Source organism: Streptococcus hyointestinalis, from assembly GCF_041225505.1.
Classification (GTDB): Bacteria; Bacillota; Bacilli; order Lactobacillales; family Streptococcaceae; genus Streptococcus; species Streptococcus hyointestinalis_B.
On sequence record NZ_JBCLSK010000002.1, the window covers coordinates 101,792 to 111,731 of the forward strand.

At 42.0% G+C, this 9,940-nt stretch carries 8 protein-coding genes; 3 read left to right on the plus strand and 5 right to left on the minus strand.

The features are described from left to right. Positions 1-153 precede the first annotated feature (153 nt). The 3 genes from AALA56_RS01235 (at position 154) to brnQ (ending at position 3,970) form a co-directional block, all read left to right on the plus strand. Positions 154-1,713 carry an ABC transporter substrate-binding protein/permease gene (locus tag AALA56_RS01235; RefSeq protein ID WP_369908390.1) on the plus strand — a complete coding sequence of 520 codons (1,560 nt, stop codon included), beginning with the start codon at positions 154-156 and terminating at the stop codon, positions 1,711-1,713. Beyond that, on the plus strand, positions 1,713-2,453 hold the full coding sequence (locus tag AALA56_RS01240) for an amino acid ABC transporter ATP-binding protein (protein ID WP_369908391.1): 741 nt from the start codon (positions 1,713-1,715) through the stop codon (positions 2,451-2,453). Before AALA56_RS01235 ends, AALA56_RS01240 begins: the two co-directional genes overlap by 1 nt. 134 nt (positions 2,454-2,587) lie before the next feature. Further along, entirely contained in the window at positions 2,588-3,970 is a 1,383-nt protein-coding gene (gene brnQ, locus AALA56_RS01245) for a branched-chain amino acid transport system II carrier protein (RefSeq protein ID WP_369908392.1), read from the plus strand. Positions 3,971-4,017: 47 nt separating this feature from the next. Here brnQ and AALA56_RS01250 read toward each other — a convergent pair whose 3' ends face one another. From AALA56_RS01250 to AALA56_RS01270, 5 genes are all read right to left on the minus strand, one after another. Continuing rightward, entirely contained in the window at positions 4,018-4,914 is an 897-nt protein-coding gene (locus AALA56_RS01250) for an SPFH domain-containing protein (RefSeq protein ID WP_369908393.1), read from the minus strand. Positions 4,915-4,999: 85 nt separating this feature from the next. Continuing rightward, entirely contained in the window at positions 5,000-6,250 is a 1,251-nt protein-coding gene (gene ilvA, locus AALA56_RS01255; RefSeq protein ID WP_369908394.1) for a threonine ammonia-lyase IlvA, read from the minus strand. A gap of 86 nt (positions 6,251-6,336) precedes the next feature. Further along, positions 6,337-7,359, minus strand: coding sequence for a ketol-acid reductoisomerase (ilvC, locus tag AALA56_RS01260; RefSeq protein WP_369908395.1), 1,023 nt, complete (start codon positions 7,357-7,359; stop codon positions 6,337-6,339). A gap of 55 nt (positions 7,360-7,414) precedes the next feature. After that, a complete protein-coding gene (ilvN, locus tag AALA56_RS01265) occupies positions 7,415-7,897 on the minus strand; it encodes an acetolactate synthase small subunit (RefSeq protein ID WP_115270830.1) in 483 nt (160 codons plus the stop codon). Continuing rightward, positions 7,890-9,593 (minus strand): acetolactate synthase large subunit, encoded by a 1,704-nt coding sequence (locus AALA56_RS01270; protein WP_369908396.1) that lies wholly within the window; start codon positions 9,591-9,593, stop codon positions 7,890-7,892. Before AALA56_RS01270 ends, ilvN begins: the two co-directional genes overlap by 8 nt. Positions 9,594-9,940: the final 347 nt, after the last annotated feature.

Below are 9,940 nucleotides of genomic sequence, written 5' to 3' on the forward strand. Positions count from 1 at the left end.
TTACCTTTATAACACTAATATAAAATTACTATCATGGCGATAACAAATACTTATCACCCTTGATTTTGACACCGTGTCTTTTAATGCTCTATTGCCTTTTGTGGTATTTTCTTATAAAATAGAGTTGGTATTTTATTTTACAGGAGTTATGTCATGAAGAAACTTTTTCTAAGTATCACAGCAGCTCTTTTTATTCTTTTTGGAGGGGTGTCTACAGCTCAGGCTGATGATTACCTCCGTGTAGGGATGGAAGCAGCTTATGCCCCTTTTAACTGGACGCAAAATGATAATAGTAATGGCGCTGTCAAGATTGAAGGGACTAACCAATACGCTAACGGTTATGACGTGCAAATCGCCAAAAAAATCGCTAGCGCTCTTAATAAAAAAGTCCTAGTTGTCAAAACCAAATGGGAAGGACTCGTACCTGCCCTTACTTCTGGTAAGATTGACATGATTATCGCTGGGATGAGCCCTACTGAAGAACGTAAAAAAGAAATCGCCTTCTCAGATGCTTACTATATCTCAGAGCCTACTCTAGTGGTCAATAGCAAAGGAAAATACGCTAACGCTACAAAACTAAGTGACTTTAAGGGAGCAAAGGTCACTGCTCAACAAGGGGTTTACCTCTATGACCTCATCTCTCAAATCAACGGCGTGCAAAAAGAAGTTGCTATGGGGGACTTCACACAACTACGCCAAGCCGTTGAGTCTGGTATCATCGACGCTTACGTCTCTGAGCGTCCTGACGCCCTATCAGCGCAAAATGCTAATCCTAATCTCAAGATGATTACGCTAAAAGATGGCTTTAACACATCTGAGTCTGATACCAATATCGCTGTTGGTCTTCGTAAGAACGACCCTATCATCACAAAGGTCAACAAGGTTCTTGATGGCATTTCAAAAACCGAGCAAATCAACTTGATGGACGATATGATTTCACGTCAGCCTGCAACGGTTGCTACCGATGAAAAATCATCTTTCTTTAAACAAGTGGTGACTATTTTTAAAGAAAATTGGCAACAATTCCTACGTGGGACAGGAATCACTTTACTTATCTCTATCGTTGGGACAATCGTTGGGCTCTTTATCGGTCTTTTAATCGGAGTCTATCGTACAGCTCCTCTTGCAGCCAACCGAGTGCTTGCTATTTTGCAAAAAGCCTTTGGCTGGTTGCTCAATGTCTATATCGAGATTTTCCGTGGAACACCGATGATTGTACAAGCTATGGTCATTTACTACGGAACGGCGCAAGCCTTTGGTATCTCGCTTGATCGTACACTAGCTGCGATTTTCATCGTCTCTATCAACACTGGTGCTTACATGAGTGAGATTGTGCGTGGTGGTATCTTCGCTGTTGACAAAGGACAGTTTGAAGCTGCTACTGCTCTTGGCTTTACGCATAACCAAACCATGCGTAAAATCGTCCTACCGCAGGTTATCCGCAACATCCTTCCAGCAACTGGTAATGAATTTGTCATCAACATCAAGGATACGTCTGTCTTGAACGTTATCTCCGTTGTTGAGCTTTACTTCTCAGGAAATACCGTGGCTACACAGACCTACCAATATTTCCAAACTTTCTTTATCATCGCTGTCATCTACTTCGTCTTGACCTTTACGGTAACACGTATCCTTCGCTACATTGAAAAGCGTTTTGACTCAGACGACTACACGACTGGCGCAAACCAAATGCAAACAAAGGTGGTAAACTAATGACACAAACAATTCTTGAGATTAAACATCTAAAAAAATCCTTTGGAGCAAATGAAGTTTTAAAAGACATTTCTCTGTCTGTCAATAAAGGTGAGGTCATCTCTATTATTGGCTCATCTGGTTCTGGGAAGTCAACCTTTTTACGCTCTATCAACTTACTAGAAGATCCAACTGGTGGTGAGATTCTCTTTCACGGACAAAATGTCCTTGAAAAAGGGTATGACTTAACCGCTTATCGTGAAAAGCTCGGCATGGTTTTCCAATCTTTTAATCTTTTTGAAAACCTCAACGTCCTTGACAATGCTATTGTCGCACAAACAACTGTCCTCAAACGCAGTTACGAAGAGGCAAAAGCTATTGCCCAAAATAATCTAAACGCTGTCGGTATGACAGAGCAATATTGGAAAGCCAAACCTAAACAACTATCTGGTGGACAAAAGCAACGTGTCGCTATCGCACGTGCTCTGTCTGTCAATCCAGAAGCTATGCTCTTTGACGAGCCTACCTCTGCTCTTGACCCTGAGATGGTCGGCGAGGTACTCAAAACCATGCAAGAACTCGCCAAATCTGGTCTTACAATGATTATTGTAACCCATGAGATGGAATTTGCACGTGACGTTTCTGACCGTGTCATTTTCATGGATAAAGGGGTTATCGCCGAGCAAGGCACACCTCAGCAAATCTTTGAAAATCCACAAGAAGAACGTACCAAAGAGTTCTTACAACGCTTCTTAGGTTAACCCAAAAGGAAATGGCAAAACAATCTGCCATTTCCTTTTTTTAGTTTTCTTTAAGACTATTGACAAGCTGTCATAAAACTTGTTATAATAATTGTCACACAATTACATCCAATTATATACAATTAGGAGGTCCTATGCGTCACAAATCAACTTACTGGATTGTTGGTCTCATGCTTTTTGCGCTCTTTTTTGGAGCTGCCAATCTCATTTACCCAGCGCTGCTTGGGATTTACTCAGGTAAAAACCTCTGGCAATCCATCCTAGGCTTTATCATTACAGGCGTTACCTTGCCACTTCTTGGTGTGGTGGCTGTCGCTTATTCTGGTAAAAACGACATTGAGAGCATTACTCAGCCTGCGTCAAAGGCTTACGCTCGCTTTTTTGCGATTGCTCTCTACCTCTCTATTGGTCCTTTCTTTGCCATTCCAAGAACAGGAGCCACCTCTTACTCTGTCGGTATTGCCCCTATTTTTGGAAATGGTTTGGCTATCAAAATCATCTACGGGCTCTTTTTCTTTGGCTTATCATACATTCTAGCCATTCGCCCTAGCAAAATCGCTGACCGCATCGGTAAGTATCTGACACCAACGCTACTCATCATCCTTGCTATTTTGATTGTTGCTTCCTTTGTCTCTCCAGCAGGACATCTGGGGCAAGCTGTTAATGCGAGTGCCAGCGTCAGTGATAGTTTTCATGATTTACCTTTTGTGGCTGGACTCATCCAAGGTTATGGGACAATGGACGCTCTGGCAGCGCTTGCCTTTGCCATCTTAGTCATCGAGTCTGCTAAGGGCTACGGAGCTAAGACGCCCAAAGCTATCGCACAATTAACCTTAAAATCTGGCATTATCGCAGCTGTTCTCCTTGCTGCTATCTATATCTTTATCGCACGTATCGGTGCGACTTCTCAATCCCTTTTCACCTTCGCAAATGGTGCCTTCCAGCTCAATGGTAAACCGATTGATGGAGGAAATGTCCTGAGTCAGTCTGCTGCCTACTACATGGGGACCATCGGACAAGCGATTTTAGCCATGGCAATTTTCCTTGCCTGCTTGACCACATCAACTGGGCTTATCACTGCCTGCGCCGAGTATTTCCACAAAATTTTTCCAAAACTGTCTCACGTCACATGGGCGACACTCTTTACCCTTATCGCTACTGTTTTTTACTTTGGCGGTTTGTCAGAGATTATCAAGTGGTCAATACCTGTACTTTATCTACTTTACCCATTGACAATGGTGATTATTGTCCTTGTTTTCCTAAAACCTTTTATTGCAGAGAGTCCACTGGTTTATAAGACGACAATTGCCTTTACAGCTATTCCAGCACTTTATGATGCGATGAGTACCCTAGCTGGTCAAACACAGCTCTTTACCATTCCTCAGTCTATCTCGCACTTCTTTACTAACGTCGTGCCACTGGGTAGCTACAATATGGGCTATATCAGCTTTGCCCTGTTAGGATTTATCATTAGTTTTATTCTCTATAAGCTTTTACCACAAAAAGTTTATGAATAAAACCAAAACCTCCGTATGAATCTTTCATACGGAGGTTATTTGTTATGCTAGGATTTAACTTTCAAAGCGGACAGCACTTGTGTACGAATATCTTCCACACCCTCTGGGCTGTTAGGTAAAAATAGGGTCTGATTGCCGTTATCAGCAAAGTTATTGAGGGTATCCAGGTATTGATTGGTCAGCAAAATTGCCATAATCTGCTCTTCGGTTAAGCCGACATTCGCCTCTTTGAGCTCTTGGATAGACTGCGCCAAACCATCGACGATAGCCTTACGCTGCTGGGCAATCCCCACACCGTGCAGGCGGTCTTTTTCAGCTTCGGCTTCTGCTGCAGTGACAATCTTAATTTTGTCTGCTTCTGCAAGCTCTTGAGCGGCTACACGCTTGCGTTGAGCAGCATTGATTTCATTCATGGATTGCTTGACCTCAGCGTCTGGCTCCACTTTTGTAATCAAGGTCTTGACAATAATGTAACCATACGTAGACATTTCCTCTGCCACTTGATGTTGTACCTCAAGTGCTATCTCGTCTTTTTTCTCAAAAAGCTCATCAAGCGTCAATTTGGGTACAGAAGAGCGCAGCGCATCCTCGATATATGACTTGATTTGTGCTTCAGGCTTCATCAGTTTGTAGTAGGCATCTGTGACATTTTGCTCGCTAACACGATACTGAGTCGCAACATTTAGCGTTACAAAGACATTGTCCTTAGTCTTTGTCTCAACGACAATCTCACTTTGTAAGAGTCTTAGCTGCACACGGGCTGCAATCTTATCAATGCCTAAAGGCAAGCGTAGATGAATACCGCTTGTCGCTGTTTTCTGGTATTTCCCAAAGCGCTCAATAATAGCAACCGACTGCTGCCTGACGACATACAAACTGCTAGCCACCACACCGATAACTATGAAAAGTAAAAGACATAAGATAATCAGCGCTGCAATAACCATAGCATACTCCTCTCAAAAATTCCTTTTTACTCTATTACTGACACTATAGCGCTTTTTGAAATCGCTGTCAAGTAAAAATCAGCCCTCAGACAAGCATATTGTAAAGACTTTCGTTTCCGTGCAAGTTGATATAATTGGGGTCAAACTGAGCTAGACGTTCCAGCAAGGCAGCGTAATCATTTTTATCATCCAAGGTAATCCCTATCAAAACAGGTCCTTTTCCTTTGTTGGCACGTTTGATGTACTCAAAACGTGTGATGTCATCCTTTGGTCCTAAAATGTCATTAACAAATTCTCTAAGTGCACCTGGACGCTGTGGGAAGTTGACCACAAAGTAATGTTTGACACCGTCGTATATGAGCGCTCGCTCTTCCATTTCCTGCATACGGTTGATGTCGTTATTTCCACCTGAGATGATGCAGACAACTGTTTTTCCTTTGATATCGTCCTTCATCACCTCAAGTGCTGCAATCGAAGCTGCACCAGCTGGCTCAGCGATAATCCCCTGCTTAGAGTACATATCAATCAAGGTTTCAGAAATCAAACCTTCATCAACGCCAACAAGCTTATCCACATACTTTCTAGCGACTTCATAGGTGCGTTGACCGACTTTCTGCACAGCGATACCATCAGCAAACTTATCGATATTCTCCAGTTTGACTGGGTATCCCTTGTCAAAAGCAGCACGCATACTACGAGCACCGCTAGCTTCGACACCAATGACCTCGATTTCTGGCGATACGTCCTTGATGTAAGCCGAAACCCCAGAAATCAAACCGCCACCACCAACAGGGACAAAGATTTGGTCAAAAGATACCCCTTCTTCTTGTGCTTGCTCGTAAATTTCGTAGGCGACCGTTCCTTGCCCCGCTTGGACATTGTCGTCATCAAAGGGATCGATAAAGGTCATGCCTTCTGCCTTTGTAAAATCCTGCGCTGCTTGCGCGGACGCATCAAAGGTGTCTCCCACCAATTGGATATTGACAAAAGAGCCACCAAAAAACTGAACCTGACCGATTTTTTGCTGCGGAGTGGTCACTGGCATGAAAATAGTTGCAGGGATTTTCATCTCATTGCAGGTATAAGCCACACCTTGGGCATGATTTCCCGCACTGGCACAGACGACACCACGTTTTTTCTCCTCGTCTGACAACTGTGAAATGGCATAGTAAGCCCCACGAATTTTAAAAGAGCGCACTTTTTGCATATTTTCACGTTTTAAATAAATAGTCGCTCCGTATTTTTCTGACAAATAGCGGTCAAAATCAAGTGGTGTTTTCTCAACAACTGATTTCAAGACCTTGTGAGCATCGACAATATTTTTAGCTGTTATCATTTTTCACCTTTTCTAGTCTTATCGCAATGTTTCAAACCTCTAAAAGAAAAGAGCCGATAGGCTCTATTTCTCCACTAATCCTTGAATTAGTTGTAAATCTTGAAAGCATCGTCATCGTTTTGACCAACAAATGGCATTGCTTTACGAAGCTCAGCACCGACTTTTTCAATTTCAAGGTCAGCTGCTTCTTTACGATAAGCTTCCAAACGTGGACGACCGTTCTTGTAGTCTGTTACAAACTCATCTGCAAATTTACCAGATTGGATATCAGCAAGAACAGCTTTCATGTTTTCTTTTACTTGGTCAGTGATGACACGTGGTCCTGACACATAATCACCAAACTCGGCAGTGTTTGAAATAGATTGACGCATTTTCTTGAAGCCACCTTCGTAGATAAGGTCAACAATCAATTTCATTTCGTGAAGCACTTCAAAGTAAGCCAACTCTGGAGCATATCCAGCTTCTGTCAATACTTCAAAACCAGCTTCGATAAGGGCAGTCAAACCACCACAAAGGACAGCTTGTTCACCAAACAAATCTTCTTCCGTTTCTTCTTTGAATGTTGTTTCAAGAAGACCAACACGTGCTGCACCGACACCTTTTGCCCATGCCATTGCAATGTCTTTCGCATTACCAGTTGGATTTTGGTAAACAGCGTAAAGTGCAGGAACACCAAAACCTTCTGTATAAGTACGTCTTACCAAATGTCCTGGTCCTTTAGGCGCACACATAAATACATCAACATCGCTAGGCGCTTTGATGTATTCAAAACGAATGTTGAAACCATGTGCAAAACCGAGAGCGTTACCAGCTTCTAAGTTTGGTGCGATTTCATTAGCGTAAAGGTCAGCTTGGATTTCGTCTGGTGCCAAAATCATGATAACGTCAGCCAATTTTGTCGCTTCAGCTACTTGGTAAGTGTCAAAGCCGTCTTCTTTAGCCTTGTCAAATGATTTCCCTGGACGCACACCAATGATGACATCTTGTCCAGAGTCACGCAAGTTTTGCGCATGTGCGTGTCCTTGTGAACCATAACCGATAACGGCAATTTTTTTACCGTCAAGTGCTGCTACTTTTACATCGTTTTCGTATTCCATTTTTACTGTCATGTTATTTTCTCTTTTCTAATTTTTATTCTTTTTTACTTAAAAAGGTAAGTGATTTTTAGGAAAAATCTCTTGAAAAACCTGTCGCACCCGTTCGTGCAACGTTTTGAATGCCGTACGGTCGAATGACACGTAAGAGCGCTTCAATCTTCTCGCTATCACCTGACATTTGAATGGTGATGGATTTTGGTGCGACATCAACGACACTCGCTCTAAAAGGCTGAATAATCGCTAATATCTCTGCTCGCTTAGCTGGAGGAGCAGAGAGCTTGACGAGGATGACCTCACGCTCTAGATGGGGAATATCCGTAATATCACGAACACGCACCACATCTATCAAGCGATTAAGCTGCTTGATGATAAGCTCAGACTCTTCCAAAGTCTCCACATCAATGATAATCGTGATACGAGAGATTTCAGGCTCATCTGTGTGTCCGACAGAAATCGACTCAATATTGACCTGACGACGGGATAAAACACCAGTGAAACGATTGAGGACACCTGTTGAATTTTTGAGCTTTGCGGTTAACATTCTACGCATTAAAGACCACCCCCAACATCTCACTATTACTCTTGCCTGTCGGCACCATTGGATAAACGTGTTCTCTATTAGAAATATTTATCTCAATAAGCATTGGTCGATTTTCAGTAATCACTTCCAAATCTTTTTCTAGGGTATTTGGGTCTGAAAACTTATAATGCGCAATGCCATAAGCTTCTGCTAACAGCTGGAAATTTGGCTCGTCATCAAAGGTAGACTCACTACGATGTTCATTGTAGAAGGACTCTTGCCACTGACGAACCATCCCAAGAGAGTGGTTATTGATGAGCACAACCTTGATTGGAACACCATATCCATTTAAAATAGCCAATTCTTGATTGGTCATCTGAAAACCACCATCACCGACAAATAAAATAACTTCTTTGTCTGGATTAGCTAGTTTAGCACCGATAGCTGCAGGAATACCAAATCCCATCGTCCCAAGACCACCAGACGTGATAATCTGACGTTCATTCTTGAAAGGATAAAATTGAGCCGTCCACATCTGATGTTGTCCAACATCCGTCACCACAATGGCGTCGCCATGTGTCAATTTTCCGATAGTTTCAATCGCATGTTGAGGCTTGATGATAGCTTCATCAAATTTATAGCTAAAAGGTGCTCTCGCTTTATTTCCTAGCACTTTTTCTGTCCAAGCACTAAAATCTGTCTCAACATTCTCAGACTCAAGCAAAATCTCTAAGGCTCTCTTAGCATCACCAACAATTGGAATCTGTGTCGTGACAACTTTACCAATCTCTGCTGGGTCGATATCAATGTGAGCAACAACCGCCTTTTTAGCAAAAGTTGCAGGATTTCCGGTCAGACGGTCTGCAAAGCGAGAACCAAAGTTAATCATAAAATCACATTGGGACAGTGCCATGTTAGAAGCATAGGAACCATGCATGCCTCCCATACCAAGCGATAGCGGATGCTCAATTGGCATAACCCCTAAGCTTAATAAAGTTGACACTACAGGAATCTGGTAACGCTCAGCAAATGCGACTAACTCATTAGCCCCTTTTGCGTAATTGACACCACCACCAGCGATAATCAACGGCTTTTTAGCTTTTTTAAGTTGCTCCAAGATTTTCTTGACCTGCAAACCATTTGGCTCAACAGTCGGTTGATAACTAGGGAGATTAACCGTCGGATCGTAGTAAAAATCCGTCTCATCTTCTGAGATATTCTTTGGAAAATCAATGACAACCGGACCAGGTCGACCAGTCGTTGCGATGTGAACCGCTTCTGTCACAATCCTTGGAATATCCGCCACATCACGCACTTGGTAGTTATACTTGGTAATAGGCATGGTAATACCGATAATATCAGCCTCCTGAAAGGCATCCTTACCAATACCTCCTATTCCAACCTGACCAGTAAAGACCAACATCGGAACACTATCACTCATCCCATCAGCAATACCTGTGATGGCATTAGTCGCTCCAGGTCCACTGGTAACAACTGCCACACCTAATTGACCCGTTGATTTTGCAAAACCTTCTGCTGCATGGAGGGCACCTTGCTCATGTCTCGCTAGAATATGACGAATACCATCAAAATTATAAATAGCATCATACAAAGGCAAAACAGCCCCACCAGGATAACCAAAAATGGTCTCAACACCTAGGTTTACTAAGGTTTCAAGAACAAGCTCTGAACCTTTTTTACGCTTTTCTAGTTTGATTTTTTTCACAAGTTCCTCCTTTAACATTTTTCTTATCCGAATTTTCTAAAAATTCAAAGTCTTATATATTATGATAACACTTTATTTAAAAAATTCAAGCCCCATAAGTCATTTTAAATGATTTCTTATAAAACTTTTGTCAACTTCCCTAAGACATCCCTTAAAAATAGGATTTCTATCGGCTTAATGAGTCAACATACTTTAAATAGTAACATTTTTACGACAATTGTCAATAATTATCTGAAAATTTTGTAAGATAGTCAAAAAAAGAACACCTGCTAAAAGTTCTAAAATGAAGTTAGCCACTTAAAAGTATGAAAAAACACCTCAGAGAGATATAATTGTAATCACCACAA

Coding starts and splice junctions, on each gene's coding strand:
- AALA56_RS01235 (WP_369908390.1), top strand. CDS start 154: ATGAAGAAACTTTTTCTAAGTATCACAGCAGCTCTTTTTATTCTTTTT.
- AALA56_RS01240 (WP_369908391.1), top strand. CDS start 1,713: ATGACACAAACAATTCTTGAGATTAAACATCTAAAAAAATCCTTTGGA.
- brnQ (WP_369908392.1), top strand. CDS start 2,588: ATGCGTCACAAATCAACTTACTGGATTGTTGGTCTCATGCTTTTTGCG.
- AALA56_RS01250 (WP_369908393.1), bottom strand. CDS start 4,914: ATGGTTATTGCAGCGCTGATTATCTTATGTCTTTTACTTTTCATAGTT.
- ilvA (WP_369908394.1), bottom strand. CDS start 6,250: ATGATAACAGCTAAAAATATTGTCGATGCTCACAAGGTCTTGAAATCA.
- ilvC (WP_369908395.1), bottom strand. CDS start 7,359: ATGACAGTAAAAATGGAATACGAAAACGATGTAAAAGTAGCAGCACTT.
- ilvN (WP_115270830.1), bottom strand. CDS start 7,897: ATGCGTAGAATGTTAACCGCAAAGCTCAAAAATTCAACAGGTGTCCTC.